The 16707-nt window shown below is 64.9% G+C and carries 13 protein-coding genes and 1 pseudogene; 9 read left to right on the top strand and 5 right to left on the bottom strand.

The features are described 5' to 3' along the window. Positions 1–313: 313 nt before the first annotated feature. Complete coding sequence (locus tag ACGLYG10_RS02945) at positions 314–2821, bottom strand: HNH endonuclease signature motif containing protein (protein ID WP_244542539.1); 2508 nt, start codon at positions 2819–2821, stop codon at positions 314–316. Positions 2822–3042: 221 nt separating this feature from the next. On the opposite strand from ACGLYG10_RS02945, the gene ACGLYG10_RS02950 reads away from it, so the two are divergent. From ACGLYG10_RS02950 to ACGLYG10_RS02985, 9 genes and pseudogenes are all read left to right on the top strand, one after another. Continuing rightward, on the top strand, positions 3043–3726 hold the full coding sequence (locus tag ACGLYG10_RS02950; RefSeq protein ID WP_073327674.1) for a TetR/AcrR family transcriptional regulator: 684 nt from the start codon (positions 3043–3045) through the stop codon (positions 3724–3726). Positions 3727–3850: 124 nt separating this feature from the next. Next, complete coding sequence (locus ACGLYG10_RS02955) at positions 3851–5278, top strand: MFS transporter (protein WP_073327676.1); 1428 nt, start codon at positions 3851–3853, stop codon at positions 5276–5278. Between the two features lie 110 nt (positions 5279–5388). Beyond that, a complete protein-coding gene (locus tag ACGLYG10_RS02960; protein ID WP_073327677.1) occupies positions 5389–6390 on the top strand; it encodes a nucleoside hydrolase in 1002 nt (333 codons plus the stop codon). A 14-nt stretch (positions 6391–6404) separates the two neighbouring features. Next, positions 6405–8066: a carboxylesterase/lipase family protein gene (locus ACGLYG10_RS02965; RefSeq protein WP_073327679.1), complete on the top strand. Its 1662-nt coding sequence runs from the start codon at positions 6405–6407 to the stop codon at positions 8064–8066. Positions 8067–8678: 612 nt separating this feature from the next. Continuing rightward, a complete protein-coding gene (locus ACGLYG10_RS02970; protein ID WP_073327680.1) occupies positions 8679–9128 on the top strand; it encodes a PTS sugar transporter subunit IIA in 450 nt (149 codons plus the stop codon). Next, positions 9125–10192 carry a PTS fructose transporter subunit IIC gene (locus ACGLYG10_RS02975; protein ID WP_073327682.1) on the top strand — a complete coding sequence of 356 codons (1068 nt, stop codon included), beginning with the start codon at positions 9125–9127 and terminating at the stop codon, positions 10190–10192. Before ACGLYG10_RS02970 ends, ACGLYG10_RS02975 begins: the two co-directional genes overlap by 4 nt. Positions 10193–10260: 68 nt before the next feature. Further along, positions 10261–10425, top strand: a pseudogene (locus ACGLYG10_RS16940) (HTH domain-containing protein); the annotation flags it as partial. Between the two features lie 9 nt (positions 10426–10434). Further along, positions 10435–12159 carry a BglG family transcription antiterminator gene (locus ACGLYG10_RS02980; protein WP_244542540.1) on the top strand — a complete coding sequence of 575 codons (1725 nt, stop codon included), beginning with the start codon at positions 10435–10437 and terminating at the stop codon, positions 12157–12159. 107 nt (positions 12160–12266) lie between these two features. Beyond that, positions 12267–12587 carry a PTS fructose transporter subunit IIB gene (locus tag ACGLYG10_RS02985; protein WP_073327685.1) on the top strand — a complete coding sequence of 107 codons (321 nt, stop codon included), beginning with the start codon at positions 12267–12269 and terminating at the stop codon, positions 12585–12587. Between the two features lie 115 nt (positions 12588–12702). On the opposite strand, the gene ACGLYG10_RS02990 is transcribed toward ACGLYG10_RS02985, so the two are convergent. The 4 genes from ACGLYG10_RS02990 to ACGLYG10_RS03005 all read right to left on the bottom strand — a co-directional run bounded on the left by ACGLYG10_RS02990 (position 12703) and on the right by ACGLYG10_RS03005 (position 16649). Continuing rightward, entirely contained in the window at positions 12703–13653 is a 951-nt protein-coding gene (locus tag ACGLYG10_RS02990; RefSeq protein WP_244542541.1) for a sugar-binding transcriptional regulator, read from the bottom strand. A 136-nt stretch (positions 13654–13789) separates the two neighbouring features. Further along, on the bottom strand, positions 13790–14743 hold the full coding sequence (locus ACGLYG10_RS02995) for a transketolase family protein (protein ID WP_073327686.1): 954 nt from the start codon (positions 14741–14743) through the stop codon (positions 13790–13792). Beyond that, on the bottom strand, positions 14740–15618 hold the full coding sequence (locus ACGLYG10_RS03000; RefSeq protein ID WP_111819229.1) for a transketolase: 879 nt from the start codon (positions 15616–15618) through the stop codon (positions 14740–14742). The genes ACGLYG10_RS02995 and ACGLYG10_RS03000 overlap by 4 nt, the downstream gene beginning before the upstream one ends. A gap of 47 nt (positions 15619–15665) precedes the next feature. Then, positions 15666–16649, bottom strand: a complete 984-nt coding sequence (locus ACGLYG10_RS03005; protein ID WP_073327688.1) for a sugar phosphate isomerase/epimerase family protein — start codon at positions 16647–16649, stop codon at positions 15666–15668. Positions 16650–16707 lie beyond the last annotated feature (58 nt).

Consider the following 16707-nt stretch of genomic DNA (forward strand, 5'->3'; position numbering starts at 1 on the left):
GATGGACCCCTGTTCCCCCGTTGGACCGCCGTAGCCGCCGGTTACAGCGGTCCAACGGGGCGTGGGCGGTCCAAGGGGGCGTGGGCGGTCCAACGGGGCGTGGGAGGTCCAACCGGGGCGGCGCAAGACCCACTCGCCCCCTCGACGAGCGCACACAGCCCACTCAAGCTGGGGCCCCGTAGCCAGCAGACACGACGAACTCGCCATCCGCTACCAGACCACCACCCACATCGCCAGCACCGACCCACCAGCACAAACGACTCACACAACACGACCTAGGGCCCGCCTCTGAGCCCCGCCTCTAGGACCCGCCCTAGAAGGGCGGGATCTTGTCGAGCAAAGGGGCCAGACCCAGGTCATGCAGAGCCGCCGGGTAGGGGTGGGCTTCAAAGGCGCCGACGGGCTGGCCGGGACGGGGTCCTCGACTGGTTACCTGCGGCGGATGACCGGGCCCGCCCCGGCGGGATGCCATCTCCAAACCGCGGCGAAGCCGCTCCACGACCGCGCCGTCGACGGCCCGCGCCTCTCGCTCGGGGATGATTCGAGCAGAAACCTGGAGTTGGCGGGGGCCCACGCGACGCGGCAGGAGGGTTACGGTCCCCTCCGGGGCTCTGCGGTAGCGGGCCCCGGAGGGCGTAGTCCACAGGAGGGCGTCATCATCCTGCCGGGTGAGGGTCCATCCGGGAGTGTGCTTGAGGCGATGGTGGGCCTGACACAGGCAGGTGAGGTTGTTCAGGCTGGTGGTCCCGCCCTCCGCCCAGGAAATGACATGGTCGATGTCGCAACGCGCGGCCGGCACCGTGCACCCGGGGAAGGTGCACGCCTGATCACGGGCCTGCACCAGGTCACGCAAGGCGGCCGGAGGCCGGTAGTGCGACCGCCCCAGGTCCACTACGGCGCCTGAAAGGGGATCGGTGACCAGCCGACGCCAGACACCGCCCAGAGCCAGGGCACGCGCAGTGGCGGCGGGGATGGGCGCCCGATTGCGGCCGATTACGACCTCGGCCGTCGGTGCCGTCCCCAGCGGCAGTGCATCCCCACCGCCCGCGTACAGACCTGCGCCGTTGGTGGTGCTCTGACTCCTCCCATGGGCTGCAGGCGCACTGCTCCCGTCGACAACTACGGGCGTCTCGATCCCATCGACGGCAGCGGGCGCACTTCCCCCACTGCCGGTGGGCAGACTCATCCCACTCGCGCCGCGTGAGCCGTCTTCGCCACCCGGCGGCGCGCCGCCGGTGTGGTCGTCATCGGGTACCAGCAGGGTCAGCGGGACCGTGACATCAACATTGATTCCAATTCCGGGTGGCGGGAAGACCGGGTCGATGCCGGACGGCGTCCACCAGGGACGAGAGGGCTCCACCAAACCGCTTAGAGCGCCGAGCAGCCCCTCCAGCGGAACCCCATCCGGCAACAAGCAGCCACCGCGGCCGGCTCCGAAGGTGCCATGTGCTACGCCGGTCGCGTCGCCGGCGCTGGAGTTCTCCGCTGTGGGGATCACGGCGACGGGTATCTCGGCGGGTATCGCGGCGATGGGTATCTCGGCGGCGGCCTCTCCGACTGGACCGCCGGAACGGCAACCGGCGTCGACACAATCCGACGCATCGCTCGTGCGCGTGCTTCGGCAGGCGACGTGTTGGCTGCCTTGAAGGGTGCGCAGGGCCATACCGGTGAGGGCGTCGGCCCGCAGCTGGCCCAGGCTGCGCCCATCGCCGGCGGCGCGGGCGCTGGCGGCGATGGCGTCCAGGGTCGCGTCGACTAGGAAGGCATCCAGGCTGGGCAGCAGCAGCCGCATCTCATGGGTGCCCTCACCCGCCTGACGGGGATGGCTCACGTGACGATCGGCAACATTCCTTGTGCGGCGGCTGCTCGCTCCCTGGGGATCCAGGGCGGCCAGAGCGCGGTCGACATCCCGCCCGAGCTGCGCGGCCGTTCTACGTGGAGCGCGGGCGAGCACCCGTTCCTGGACCGCAGCGGTAGTCGCGGACCCCGTCCCCTCGAGCCGCGCAACAATCAGCGCAGTCTTGGACTGATCCACCAGGCCCGCACGGTGCAACACCTCCGTGAGCGCGAACTCGGGCTGCAACAGAGCCCGCCCGCGGTCAAGTATCCGCGAGGCGGTCGCGCGCGGCACTCCCAGGCGGCAGGCGATCTCGTTGCTGGTGGTGAACCGCGATTCCTCTTCGGTAACCAGCTGCGCGGGCTCTCCACCGGGCCCCCACGGGGCCGCCCCACGGTTCATCTCCGCGGTTCTTGCCAGGCAGGCTGCCGCGACTGCCTCCGCCCATGACACCCAAGCCTCCAGCCGATGACAAGCCGCCACCAGCTCACTGAGCACCTGCCCTCCCAGGGAGGCCAGGGCGTCGATACCGGTTCCCTCGCCCCAATCCACGCCCAGCCGCGCAGCCGTCTGCGCCAGGTCACGGTCAGCCGGACTGGTGATCGCGCCCAGCACCTCGTCCATCTCAGGAACGCCCAGGACCTCTGCAACTTCGGCGGAGTCAACAACACCGCCGGCGTCGGCAACGGTGGCGCCACAGCCGTCTGCCTCACCTTCGGAACGCGCAGGTACTAGAAGCCCGGCCAATAAGTCCTCAACCAGGCCCGCCAAGCCGGCTCCCGCCGACATCCCAGCCAGGCGATCAACCAGGGCGCCAGGATCCGGGGTGTCACCAGCCAAAGCGGCCCGCGCCGTCGTCGGCTCCGTCGCCGTCGTCGGCTCCGTCGCCGTCGTCGGCATCCCGTTCTTGGCGGCAGGAAGCGCAACTGGGCCCGCCGTACCGGTCCCGGCGGGTCCGCCCTCGCTACCCCTGCTCCCGAACATGAATACACGGTATCGCGCGGCACCGACACGAATTCCACCCCTTTAGCAGGGCTACCGCCGCGACGCGGGCGGCATACTTCACCCCAAGTGGGCTACGGCGTGTGGGCGTGTCCGCCCCGGCGGTATCGCTATATTGCGAAATGGGGGTACCCGCCAGCCGACTTAGCCCTCGGAAGGCGGGCCCCGCACGTTGCCGATTCGACCAATCCCTGGAGGTCAACATGGCACGACTCGAGGACTCCGCGGCGCCGCTCAAGGACGCCATGGGTGATGCCCTGCTCGAGCTCATGCACGAAAAGCCCCTGCGAAAGATAAGCGCCAGTGAGATCGCCTCGCGTGCCGGCCTGGGGAGAGTGACCTATTTCCGGCACTTCTCCTCCAAGGAGGAGGTGCTCGCCTATAAGTATCGAACCGCTTGGAGGGACTTCGCCGCCCGGCACTGGTACGACGAGTCCGACGACCGCGCGAATGCCATAGCCCGGTTCCACTTCTGTCTGCAGGTGCGTACGCTCAACGACGCCGTCTATGGGGCGGAGCTTGGGAGCATCCTGCTGGGAGTCATTGTGGAGTCGCTGGAGGGCCGGGCTCCGGACCCGGCGACGACCCCTGCCTCCGATGCCGGGGCCACGGACGCCAGCGATCGAGCCGGCTTCCTGCACCGCTTCAAGGCCTATGCCCTGTTCGGGCTCATTGACGCCTGGATCCGCCACGGTTACCGGCAGGCCCCGGAGGAGATGGCCGCCATTTACGTCAGCTTCCTCAGCCCCGAGGTCGAATCGCTGGGTTCGCGCGGCTCCGAGCGCCGAACCGGCGGCAGGGCGGCACGGATGCGCAGATTGCAGCGCATCCGGGAGGCGGCGGAACTGCGCAACCCGAGGCGCTACGTCGTAGACGACGACTCCTGAGACCGGACGCCTTGACAGCGCCTTGACAGAATGAATCCATTCAGCGTTAAATGAACCAACCGGTCGGAACCTCGCGGAGGATTCGCGTGCGTTCAGCGCCCGGACATCGATGCAAAGGAGCCACATGTCCAATACCGCCGATCCCCGTCTGGAGGAGCCCACCCGTCCGGGCACCTCCGCCAAGTATCTGGGCGGACGCCCGTACTACCAGTACCTGATCTCCTTCGTCATCGCGGGCGTCTTCCTGTACGCCTGCTACTCGGCGCTGGCGGCGATCCTGCTGCCCAACACCGTGCAGACGATCGAGTTCCAGCACTACTTCTCCGGCACCACCGTCACCACCCTGGACCAGCTCACCGAGCTCACCAACCTGGCCAATGACGTCAACGCCGGCACGGTCACCGCGACGTCCGAGCAGGCGCACCTGCTGGACCTGCTGAAGCAGTACGAGGCCGCTCGGGCCTCCTCGATCTCCAACATGATGATCGTCGGCTCGTTCTTCACGCTGTTCGCCCAGCCGATCGTCGGTGTCCTCTCCGACCGCTGGCGCTCCCGCTGGGGCCGGCGCGCCTTCTGGATCGTGGCCGGCGCCGTCGCCGGGGCCGCCTTCATGATCGGCCTGCGCTACTCCACCACGATTCTCATGCTCACCGTCTTCTGGACCACCGCGCAGGTCTCGCTGAACTTCATGCAGGGGCCGCTGTCGACGACGGTGGCGGACCGGGTTCCCGCCGAGAAGACCGGCACGGTCTCCGGCCTGTCCGGCATCGGGATGATGGCGGGCTTCACCGGCGGCTCCGTGGTGGCCGGCATTCTGATGAACTCCATGGGGCTGGATGCCTACTTCGTGTTCGCCATCGCCGTCGTCGTCGGCGCCCTGATCTTCGTCACCTTTGCCAAGGACCGCTCCTCCAAGGACCTGGAGCTGCGCGAATTCGACTGGATCGCCTTCTTCAAGGGCTTCTTCGTCCCACTGTTCGACCATGACTTCCGCTGGGTTTGGATCGCCCGCTTCATGATGTTCTTCGGCTACACGGCCGTCAGCAACTACAACCTGTACATCATTCAGTCCCACCTGCGGCCCGCTCACACCGCGGCCGAGGCGAACACGATCGTTGCCACCCTGTCGGCGGCGGCTCTGCCGGTGCAGCTGCTCATGCTGGCCTTCGCCGGCAAGCTCTCGGACAAGGTCAAGCGGCGCAAGCCCTTCGTCATCGGCGCCTCCTTGGTGATTGCCCTGGACATGCTGGTGCCACTGCTGGTTCCGACGCTCCCGATGTACTTCTTCTTCTACATCCTGCTGGCGGCCGCCTACGGCATGTACATGGCGGTGGACGTGGCCCTGTTCATCGACGTCCTGCCCGACCCGAACGCCGCCGGCCGTGACCTGGGCGTGGCCAACGTGGCCTCCAACATCGGCCAGATGCTGGCGCCCTTCGTCGCCGGCAAGCTGGTCGCCCACACCGGCGGCTACTCGGCGATCTTCATTACCGCTGTAATCGCCGTCGCTATTAGCGCCGCAGCCATCATCCCGGTCCGGAAGGTGAAGTAGCGTCTGAAGCACTTGGTGGCGGCATCGGTCCCAGCCGGTCCGGTGCCGCCACCATCCCAACCGGTAACTCACTGCCGCTTGACCCAGAATCGCTTGCAAAGGAGCAAGACATGAACCCCGCCCCCAAGACCTGGGCCTATGGCTCATTCCCCTGGCTTTCCGAGTCCGACCGGCTCCCCGGCGTGGCTCCCCGCACCCGCGTCATCATCGATAACGACTTCGCCGGCGATCCCGACGACCTCTTCGCGCTGGCCCACCACCTGCTGGTCGAGGGCACCGAGGTACGCGGCGTCGTCATCTCCCGACTGCGCGAGGACGACCCGTGGAATCGCACCGACTCCTCCGTGCGCGCAGGCCACGAGCGCGTCGAGACGCTGCTGGCGACCATGGGGGTGACCGGCGTCGACCTGTACGACGGCGACGACCGCGGCTTCGACGCCTACGCCGACCAGACCGCTGCCTCCCGCTTCATCATTGATGAGGCGCTGCGCGACGACGACCGCCCGCTGTTCCTCGTGGCCGGCGGCTCGCTGGGCGACGTCGCCCGGGCCTTCAAGGCGGAGCCGGCCATTGCCGAGCGCCTAACGCTCGTCTGGATCGGCGGCGGGGAACACGCCGGACTGGCGTACGTGCCCGAGGGCGGAACGGACATGGAATACAACCTGGCACTCGATCCCGCGAGCGCCCGCTACGTCTTCAATGAGACCGAGGCGCGCATCTGGCAGATTCCGCGCGACGTCTACCGCTCCGCCACCGTCTCCATGCCGACCATCCGCCGCGGCTGCGCTCGCGCGGGAACGGTTGGTGCCTACCTGCTCGGTGAGTTGAACCAGGTGCGCGAGATGGTTTCGGGCATGACGCATCCCGGCGCCACCTACGTGCTCGGAGACCAGCCGCTGGTGCTGCTGTCCTCGCTGCAGACCACCTTCGAGCCCGACGCCGCCTCCTCCTACTACGACGTCATCCCCACGCCCCGCATTGCGCAGGACGGCACCTACCGCTACCCGCAAGACGTCCGGCCGATGCGCCGCTACCAGCGCATCGACAACCGACTCCTTTTCGACGACATGTTCGACTCCCTGGCCGTCCTGGCCGAGTGGCTGGAGAGCTGAAAGGAAGAGGCAGCGTGTACAACTCCATAGTCATCTCCACCGTCCATGGTCCGGTCCGTGGACGGGTGGTGGACGGCGTCGCCGCGTTCAAGGGCATCCGCTACGGCGCCGACACCGGAACCTACCGCTTCCAACCACCCCGGCCGCCACAGCCTTGGACAGATGTTGCCAATGCCTTCGAGTTCGGTCCCACCTGCCCACAGGATCACCCGGACACCGGTGTCGATCGCGCCCTGAATCCCTTCCTGCAGAAGATCGGACTCACCGACAATCTGCCGGAGGACGAGGACTGCCTATTCCTGAACGTGTGGACACCTGCGCGCTTGTCTCAGGAAGCTTCAGTTTCTGGCGACGGAACTGACGGCGCCCGCACGGACCAACCCGACCACCCCGGCAGGCCAGTACTGGTTTGGGTACATTCGGGCGCATACTCCTCGAACTCGGGCTCCTCGCCCTCCATCGACGGCACTCATCTTGCCCGTGAGCACAACCTGGTGGTCGTCACCTTCAATCATCGACTCGGCGCGCTCGGCTACACGCAGGTAGTTGATCCAACGACGGAGTCGAACTCCCCCTATGCCGAATCCGGCAACGTCGGCATGCTCGACATTGTGGCGATGCTGGCCTGGGTACGAGACAACATCGCCGCCTTCGGCGGCGATCCCTCACGGATTACCGTGGCCGGTCAGAGCGGCGGGGCCATGAAGATCTCCATTCTTATGGCTATGCCGTCCGCGGCCGGACTGTTTCACCGCGCCGTATTGTGTTCTGGTGCCACCACGCTGGCGCGTCCGCTCGACGATGCCCTGCGGACCGGGCGCCATCTGCGTGTCTGCGCCGGACTTCCCGGGGACGCCGCTGTCACCGAGCTGGCTAAGCTCCCGATCCAAGACTTCATGCGTGCGTCGCTCGCCGCCGCGGGCACCTCCATGACCACTTTCTCCCCTGTCATCGACGGAAGCACACTGCCCTGCGCACCATTCGCGCCTAGCGCGTTGGCATTGTCCGCCCATGTGCCTGCAATCATCGGTGATCTCGACACCGAGGCAGCGTTGTTCCTCGCAGGAAGTCACGACGAGCTCGCGACCCAGGGGCTCGACGGACTGCATCGGGCATTGACAGGTGAATTGGGCACGCAGGTGGCGGACGAATTCCTTGCCGCCCTGCAAGACTCCCATCCGAGCGCGTCCCCCTACGAACTGGCGCTGAGGGCCTCCTCCGACCTGGCCTTCTGCGTCCACACGCGCACCGCGGTCCAGCGACGGGTCGCCTGGGCACAGGCACACGGCGGTGCGCCCACATGGCGCTACCGCATAACTTGGCGGACCCCGGTGGACGACGGCGTTTATATGTCTACGCACGAGCTAGACGTCGCACTCGCATTCGGCAATGTGGAGGCGGCTCGGGGCCTCAATGGTGGAGGTGACGAGGCCCGGGCTCTATCCCGCACGATCGGCTCGACCTGGGCGAACTTCGCCGCCGACGGCGAACCGTGCGGCCGCCAGGGAACCGGCTCCGTGGCCTCTTGGCCCGCTTGTGAGTCAACCGTTGCCCATACGCTTCTGCTCACGCCAACGCCCCAGTCCGCCGGGGACGTGGACGCGGCCGAGCTTGACGCAATCACGGCGACAGTGCATGGCGAGGTGAATTGGCTGGAGGCGGTGCGCGCGCGATGATCAGGCGTCATCCCACCACGCCGGTTCGGGAGTACCACGCCAACTAACGGGCTCTGCCGGCCTAGGGGTGTGGTGTCCACGGGCCGGTCGGGAGTCTGAGTCGGGTGTGCGAGTGGACTGGGGCGTTTGCTACGCCGGTTGGGCGTTAACAACGCTACTTAACGGTCTGCTGTATACCCCAGGAGCCTTCAGCAGACCGTTAACCGGCGTTGTTAACCCCGAAGTGGCGTTGCAGACGGTGAAGCGACGTAGCAGATGGCAACCGCCCCGGGCACGGCGATACCGGCAACCGCCCCGGGCACGGCGATACCGGCAGCCACGCGACTCTTCGAGCACGAAAAGCCGCGTTGTCTCTCAGCGGATATAACGCTAACACCAGCAAATTCTGACAGCCACCAGAACCGTCAGATCGAACCAATAGGCCAGCACCGAGAACCTGTATCGCCACACCAGGCTTACGACTTCCACATTCAATGTGGAAACACTCGAGCTGTTCATCTCCCGCTTGACCACGTAGCATCGACGCAACCACGGTCACCGCGAACAATTTAAGCGGCGCCCGGAGCCAGAACATCAGGCGCAGCCGAAGACCAGACAAGGAGGTTTGGTATAGTGTTCGAAAAGGAACTCATCGTCTTCAGCGACACCGAGTACGCGTCGAAAGACGCCGTCATTGAGGGGATGGCTGAGCTCGTCGCCAACAAGGTCGATAGCGTCGAGGGGTTTGCCAACGCGGTCAAGGAGCGCGAGGCGGCATTCTGCACCTACATCGACCATGGCGTAGCCATACCCCACGGCAAGACCGACATCGTAAAGAGTCCCTTCGTCATCTACCAGCGTCTCGGGAAGGGCGTCACCTGGGGCGAGGATGGCGAGGTCGCCACCCACGTCTTCATGATCGGCGTCCCGGAGGCGGCGGCGGGGAACTTGCACCTGAGGATACTTGCGGAGCTTAGCAAGGGACTCGTACGCGAAGCTTTCCGCGACAGGCTGCTCGGCACCGATTCAAAGGAAGAGGTCTTTGAGATTCTCAAGGACGTAGAGAAGGAGATCGTCAAATGAGCTTGGGACGGACCAAAAAGAAGGCAAGCCTGGGCGCTCAGCTCTTCAAATACTTCAACACGGGCATCTCGTACTTTCTACCCGTAATTATCGCGGGCGGCATGCTGTTCTCGCTAACACTCATCACCGGTCGCATCGAAGACGGCGCCATTGTCCCCTCCAACCAGTTCTGGCAAAACGTTTACGACCTGGGCCAAGCCGGCTTCTCCATGATGGTACCGGTCCTCTGCGCCTACATAGCATACGGCGTGGGCAGCAAGCCCGCACTCGCGCCCGGTTTCATCCTAGGATACGTGGCAAACAACCCCATCGGTTCCCGCCAAATTTCCACTGGCTTCCTCGGCGCCCTCATCTTAGGTTTCATGGTGGGCTACTTCGTAAAATGGACGAAGAGCTGGAAGGTACCAGATGTGCTCAAGCCCATGATGCCCACCTTCCTCGTCCCACTGGTCACGACCTTTATATGCGGCGTCGTTTACACCTACTGCCTCACCTACCCACTGAACGCATTCGTACAAGTCATCGTAGACGTCATGTACAAGCTGAACGGGGTGAGCGCTGTACCTCTGGGCATTGCCATCGGCGTGCTTGCCGCAGCAGACTTCGGCGGCCCCTGCTCCAAGGCTGCCACTGCCTTCACCATCGCTCTCATGGCCGAGGGATTCTATGGCCCCAACGGCGTCTTCCGCATGTGCTGCGCCATCCCGCCCCTAGGCATGGCACTCGCCTCGTTTATCCTTCGCGACCGCTATGACAAGGCGGATCGCAACCTGGGCATCTCCGCCCTGTTCCTTTCCTCCTCCGGTATAACCGAGGGCGCCATACCCTTTGCCGGCAAAGACTTTAAGCGCACCTGGATTGCTTGCGCGATCGGAACGGCCATCGCCGGCGGCATCGGCATGGTGCACGGCATTTCATCCGTCGTGGCCTTTGGCGGCATCGTGGCCATCCCCGGCGTTTACGAGGGACAGCTCTGGTATGTGGTCGACATGCTCATCGGTGCTCTGGCCATAGTCGGAATCCTCTTCCTCATCAAGCCCAAGCTGGACGCCGACGGGAAGTAGCGAAAGACGGGTCGAGACGTAGGCCGCCCGCATCATGGACTAGACCAATACAGGAGGTGAACTGAGCCGTGAGGCGCTATTTGGAATTACTCGGCCTCATACGTGAAGATTCGTACGTAACCACCTCGCACCTTGCCCAAGTGCTGGGCGTGAGCTCGCGAACCATCCGGTCCGACATTGCACAACTCAACGATGAGCTCCGCACATGGGGAGCGAGAGTAACCTCCACCCCGCGAAAGGGCGTGACGCTGGTCGTATGCAACAGGCAGAGGTATTCCCTCTATCATCCCGAGTACGAGCAGTCGGACCTAACCCAGGACGAACGGACTCGCCAGATAGCGGAGTACCTTCTGACCGTCGAGAAGCCGGTCTTGCTGGACGACCTTGCGGACATGCTGCATTTCAGCCGCTCCACTCTCAAGCGGGATATGCGGGAGGTACGCCAACTTCTGGGCGAATTCGATCTAACCATCGACAACCGCGCATATCACGGGATGAGAGTCCACGGCGAGGAAGTGGGCATCCGCAACTGTCTTGCCCACCTCAAGAGAGTAGTCTGCCTCAATAACGACAGCGCCGAAGGAGACGAGCTAGCAGCCCTGCGCGCGATTGTCACTAGGCAAGTGACCGACCATCATTTCCAAATCTCGGACATTGCCGTCGAGAATCTTGCCGTGCACCTGTACATCGCGATCAAACGCGTACGCATGGGCAATCGCATCGAACTGGACCCGCAGATGATCGCCGAGCTGGCACGGGAGACCAAGGGCGTCAGTATGGACGTAGCGACCGGGATATTGGAACAGGTCGAACACGCATATGACGTCAGCTTTCCCCAGGGAGAGGCGTATAACTTTCTGGCACGCCTCTCCGGCAAACAGATCGTAAGCCTCGACGACGCGACGGCGAACACGATAGTGACCGAGGAGAATACGCGCCTGGCGTTCAGCATGCTCGAGAGAGTGCGCGAGAGCTATCAAATCGACTTGCGCTACGACATTGAGTTGGTCACCACCCTCGCAATGCATCTGGCACCCCTGAGAACGCGCATGAAGTACGGACTGCCTTCCGTGAATCCGCTACTTGATGAGATCCGCCACAGTTATGTGCTGGCATTCAGCATGGCGACCGTTGCTTGCAGCGTTCTCGAGGGGGAATTGGGATACGACGTGCCCGCGGACGAGGTCGCCTATGTGGCCATGTACCTGTCGGTCGCTCTCGACCGTCATCGCGACAAAACCGATGAGAAGGACAACGTGCTGGTCGTGTGCGGGAGCGGAAGGGCATCCTCCGAGATGCTCGCGCACAGGATTCGCGATCTCTTCGGCAGATATCTCAACATCGTCGGGACGACGAGTGCACACGAACTCGGCCGGGTCGACTTCAACGATATCGACTATGCATTCAGTACCGTGACCATCGAGCATCCGATCCCGGTGCCAATCGTCGAAGTCTCCACATTTCTCGCCGATCGCGACGTCAGCAACATTACGCGCGCACTCTCCGAAGGAAGAATGAGTCGCCTCGCGACGGAACTCATTAATCCCGACCTGGTCTTCTGGGGGAGTTTTGAGAGCAAGGAAGCAGTCATCTCCTTCCTGTGTCGCAAGATGAAGGACTGTGCCGACCTGCCCGATGATTTCGAGCAGCTCGTATTGGAACGCGAGGAAGCCGGCACGACGGCCTTCGGCAACCTGGTTGCCATCGCGCACCCGATTCGGGCCGTGGGAGCCGAGGACATTCTCGCCCTGGCCGTCCTCAGACACCCGATCGACTGGGGCGGCGAAGACGCCCAGCTAGTCTTCCTTCTTTCGATAGGACAGAAGAAGTCACGAGGCTTGGCGAGTTTCTATCGCATGATGAACAGCCTCGTCGGCAGCAGGCCGTATGTCGAGCGTCTCATCGCATCTAAGAGCGTGGAGGAGGTCAGAAGGACGCTACGCCTCGTGGCAGAGGCCGGCGCCTAGGAACAGCAATAGAGTCGATGACACGTGCTCGCCATCTGGAGGGCACGCAGTGAAGAACAGTACGTAGAACTTCCAGAACAATCACGAGAACAGAAAGGAATTATGCCATGAAGATCGTCGCAGTTTGCGCTTGCACGGCCGGCATCGCCCACACCTACATGGCCCAGGAAGCCATCGAGCAGGAGTGCGCCAAGCGTGGCATCGAATGCAAGGTCGAGACCCAGGGGGGCATGGGCATTGACAATGAGATTGAACAGGACGAGGTAGACGAGGCGGATGTCGCCATCCTGGCCGTTGCCGTTGGCATCGAGATGGAGGAACGCTTTGACGAGAAGCGCGACGCGGGCAGGCTCCTCGAGGTAGACCCGAGCGTGGCCATCAAGAAGACTCCCGATCTCATCGAAGAGGCTGTCGCCCTGGCCGGGTAGGTCGAGAAGCGGCTCGTTTGTCGGGCCATGTGCGCTGTAAGCCAGCCCCTTCCTTTCCCGTGTGTGGGAAGAGTGCGATGGTGTGTTCTCGCCCCGCCGCCCGTCGTCAGTCGCGTCATTCCTCCAGCAGTGCGCGTGCCGTTGCGGCGTCGGTGATAAGCACGTTCACCCAGCCGCCGCGTAGGGCGGCGTGGATGGCGGAGTGTTTGCGCTTCCCGCCGGCCGCCGCCACCCTGCGCGGGATAGCGCGTAGCTGATCGGCGTCGGCTCCCACTAGGCGGCGGTCAAAGTCGGAGTCCACGTGGGCGCCGTCGGCGTCGAAGTAGCGCAGACACACGTCTCCAACGGCGCCTGCCGCGCGCAGTTCCTCATGGTCGGCGTCGGAGAAGATGTTGCCGGACTGGCGCAGCAGCGCGGAGGGCTCGAGGCTACCGATGCCCACCAGCGCAATGGTGACCCGCGGCAGTAGTTCGAGAATGTGAATGACGGAGGGGTCGTTGCGCAGTTCGGCGGCCGCGGCCGGCGTACCCAGCACGGCCGGCGAGGGGAAGAACTCGGGCGCGGCACCGGTGGCCCGGGCGAGCAGGTCGATCATGCGGGTGGCCTTTACCTGCACGGTGGGGTTACCGATTCCGCCGAATAGCTGTACGACGGCGGAGGCAACCTGGGTTCGGAAGGGCTGCAGCCTCTCTATCGCCGCCAGCCAGGTGGCGCTCCAGGACGACAATCCGATGACGTCGCCGCCGGTGAGCGTGGTCTCCAGGTAGGTGGCTGCGGCCGCCGCGAGCGCGTTCTCGACCGTGGTCTCGTCCTCGCCGGCGTCCACCACCACGCACTCGTCCAGCCCGTAGCGGGCCTCGATCTCCTCCTCCAAGGTGGTGAAGGTGCCGGCGGGCAAAGTGACAACGGTGCGCACAATGCCCTCGTCGGCAGCGCGTTTCAGCAGCCGGGAGACGCGCGGCTGGGAGACGTGCAGCTCGGCCGCGATTTCTGATTGCTTGATGCCGCGCTCGTGATACATGCGTGCTATGCGGGCCATCAGCCGCAGTTGGGCATCATCGTTCACCGGAGTGGTTCCTTTCCCCGCAGCAGGGCTTAGAGCCCAAACCTATCGCGATCGGGAGCATTTCGGGGAAAGGGTTGCGGCCGGGACCAGGTTTCTCGCCTGGTCCCGGCCGCGTTCAGGTCACGGCGGGTATCCGCTAGGCGAGCAACTCCTTGGCGGCGGCCGTGATGCCGTCGGCGCTGATCCCCCAGTGGTCCATGAGCCAGCCCTCCGAGCCGGTGGGCGCGAAGGTGTCTGGGATGCCGATTCGCTTCACCGGCACGGGCTGGTTGGCGGTTACCAGTTCGGCGACCGCACCCCCGAGCCCACCGGCGGTGAGTCCCTCCTCGGCGGTTATGATCCGGCCCGTCTCACGAGCGGCGGACAGCACCGCGTCCTCATCGAGCGGCTTGACGCAGGCCATGGACAGCACGCGCGCACGGATACCCTCCTGGGCAAGTGCGTCCGCAGCGGCGAGTGCCCGGTGCAGCACGGTGCCATTGGTGATGATGGTCAGGTCGTCACCATCGCGCAGCGTGGTTGCCCGTCCCGGGGTGAACACATAGTCATCGGCGTGTACGGCGGGCACCTTCATCCGTGAGATGCGGATGTAGACGGGGCCGTCGTGCTCGGTAACCGCCCAGCGGACGGCGGCGGCGGTCTCGACCGGATCGGCGGGAACGATCACCGTCATGTTGGGGATGACCCGCATCCAGGCCACGTCCTCCGCACTGTGGTGGGTGCTGCCGAGTTGTCCATAGGCCAGGCCCGGGCTCTGGGCGGTGAGCACCATGTGCCGGTATGAGTAGGCGGCGTCGATCTTGACCTGCTCCATCGCCCGGGCGGACAGGAAGGAGCCGGCGCATGAGACGATCGGTAGCCGGCCGCCGCCCTCGAGTCCCGCGGCCACGCCCACCTGGTTCTGCTCGGCGATGCCCACATTGATAATGCGCTCGGGGAAGCGTTTGGCGAACCCCCCGAGCTTGGAGGAGCCCACGGAGTCGTTGACGACGGCGACGACGCGCTCGTCCGCTTCCCCCAGTTCCGTCAGGACGTCGGCGAAGGCGTCACGGCAGTCGTACAGGGCGTTCGCTTCGGCGATGGCGGTCATGCCAGTGCCTCCAGTTCTGCTAGTGCCTGCTCCACCTCGGCGTCGGTGGGCAGCTTGTGGTGCCAGGCGACGGCGTCGGACATGAAGGAGATCGGGTGTCCCTTGTGAGAGTGGGCGATGATGAAGGTGGGTTTGCCGGAGGCGGCTGGTACGGCGGCGAAGGCATCCAGCAGGGCGCCGATGTCGTGCGCGTCAACATCCACCACCTCCATACCGAAGGCGCGGGCCTTGTCATCCAGCGGAGTCAGATCGTTGGTGTCTTCCGTGGTAGCGCCCTGCTGGAGGTGGTTGCGGTCGGCGACCACGCAGAGGTTGGCCAGGCCGCGCTGGGCGGCGAACATGAGTGCCTCCCAGTTGGAGCCCTCCTGCAGTTCGCCGTCACCGGTCAGGACGAACACACGGCGGGGAGAGCCGTCCAGCTGGGCGGCGATGGCCTGGCCGACGGCGATCGGCAGACCGTGCCCCAGCGGCCCGGTGTTGGCCTCCACGGCATCCACATACAGCCGGTTGGGGTGGCCGTTGAGTCGGGACTCGGGCTGCACGAAGGTCTCCAATTCGGCCACATCCAGCAGGCCGGCTGCGGCGAGTGTGGTGTACAGGGCGCAGGCCGCGTGCCCCTTGGAAAGGATCAGGCGGTCGCGCTCGGGGTCGTGCAGGTTCTCCGGGGTCACATTCAGGACGTGGAGGTAGAGGGTTGCCAGTACGTCGGTGATGGAGAATTCACCGCCGAGGTGGCCCATGCGAGCATTCGCCACCAGTGTGAGGTCCTTGCGGCGGATGAGGCGCGCTCCCTCCTTGATGTGCGCGATCACCTCCTCCCGGCTCATGTCGGGCGTGGTGCGCCCGACTACGGGCAGTTCAACAGAAACTGTCATGGTTCTTTACTCCTAGAGCATTGGGCGTGATGGGGCGGCCCGGAGCCTCAGGCCATGCAGGTCAACAGCGCGTCCTGCACGACCCGCTGCGCGGCAAGCGGATCCTGGCGGGCCTGGGCGTCGGCGAGGGCGGCCTCGTCGAGGTTGTCCAGGGCGCGGTGCAGGGCCTTGAGGAAGCGGATGGAGGTGCGGGCGTTGTCCACCACGTCCTCCCGGAAGGGGAACTGGTCGAGCTGCCAGACCCCCTCCCAACCGTTCTTCTTCAGCGTGTAGAAGAACTCGAAGATCTCGGTGATGTGGACGGTGCCGACGACCATGTCGTCGTCCCAGCCGCGGTAGTTGTCGTTGACATCCATGCCCCACAGCAGGCCGTGGTCGATGAGCAGCTGGGCGGCCTCGGCCGGGGCCTCACCGCCGAACAGGGCGTGTCCGAAGTCGAGGAGCACGCCGACGTTGTCCACACCCATCTGCTGGATGCCGAGCACGGTCTTGGCCGCCGAAGACCAGAACATGTGCGTGCGGGGCTCGCGGGGCTTGTACTCGATGACGAACTTCAGGTCGGGATTGGCCTTGGCCAGATCGCGCATGCCCTCCACGGCCAGCCGGTTCAGTTCCCGGTAGTCCACCTGGAAGGGGTAGTCGAAGCCGTCCTGCCCGGGCCAGATCTTGACATAGCGGGCGCCGAGTTCGCGCACGGCGTCGGCGGCGCCCTGCATGATCGCCATGGCTGAGGCCCGCTTGTCCGGGTCCGGGTTGGTGAAGGCGCCCATTTGGTGCTCACGCAGGTAGATGTCCGGGGTGACGCCGATGGCCTTCAGGCCGGTGCGCTCCAGAGCCGCCTTGACGTCGTCGAGGCTCACGCCGGCCGTGAAGGGGTAGTTCAGGTCCACGTAGCTGATGTCGCCGACCTCGGCGGCCAGTTCGATCTGCTCGATGGTGGAGCGGGGGTCGCCGTAGCCGTCGGTGGCGTAACGGTCCACGTAGGTGGCGAAGTTCCACAGGCCTGCGCCGAAAACGGGGGTGTCAGACATTGTTTGTTCAACTCCAGTCGTTGTTGTGTCGGTGTATCGGTGTTGGTGATCTTGTCGG

The organism is Actinomyces glycerinitolerans (genome assembly GCF_900098745.1).
Taxonomy (GTDB): domain Bacteria; phylum Actinomycetota; class Actinomycetes; order Actinomycetales; family Actinomycetaceae; genus Actinomyces; species Actinomyces glycerinitolerans.